Annotated in this window: 1 protein-coding gene; it reads left to right on the top strand. The window is 69.2% G+C overall.

From position 1 onward, the window contains the following. The coding region (gene galU, locus ABEA26_RS36095) for a UTP--glucose-1-phosphate uridylyltransferase GalU (protein ID WP_345598314.1) at positions 1-838 on the top strand (838 nt) is incomplete at both ends.

Raw genomic sequence — 838 nt, 5'->3', positions numbered from 1 at the left:
AAGGCTGTCATCCCCGCGGCCGGGCTTGGTACCCGGTTCCTGCCGGCCACCAAAGCCACTCCCAAGGAGATGCTGCCGGTCGTCGACAAGCCGGCGATCCAGTACGTGGTCGAAGAGGCCGTGACCGCCGGCCTCGGAGACGTCCTCATGGTCACCGGGCGCAACAAGCGTCCCCTGGAGGACCACTTCGACCGCAACTACGAACTGGAGTCCGCCCTCCAGAAGAAGGGCGACGCGAGCCGGCTGGCCAAGGTCCAGGAGTCCAGCGACCTCGCGATGATCCACTACGTCCGCCAGGGCGACCCCAAGGGCCTCGGCCACGCCGTGCTGTGCGCCGCCCCGCACGTCGGCGACGAGCCCTTCGCGGTGCTGCTCGGCGACGACCTGATCGACCCGCGCGACCCACTGCTGCAGCGCATGGTCGAGGTCCAGGCACAGTACGGCGGCAGCGTCATCGCGCTCATGGAGGTCGCGCCCGAGCAGATCCACCTCTACGGCTGCGCGGCGGTGGAGGCGACCGACGACGGCGACGTCGTCAGGATCGGCGGACTGGTCGAGAAGCCCGACCCGGCCGACGCGCCCTCCAACTACGCCATCATCGGCCGCTACGTCCTCGACCCGCACATCTTCGACATACTCCGCAAGACCGAGCCGGGCCGCGGCGGCGAGATCCAGCTGACCGACGCCCTCCAGCAGCTCGCCGAGGACGAGAAGGTCGGCGGACCGGTGCACGGCGTCGTCTTCAAGGGCCGCCGCTATGACACCGGTGACCGCGGCGACTACCTGCGTGCCATTGTCAGACTCGCGTGCGAACGTGAAGACCTGGGCCCGGACTTCC

This window comes from Streptomyces marokkonensis, assembly GCF_039539045.1.
GTDB lineage: Bacteria > Actinomycetota > Actinomycetes > Streptomycetales > Streptomycetaceae > Streptomyces > Streptomyces marokkonensis.
This window is presented reverse-complemented; position numbering and strand designations above follow the sequence as displayed.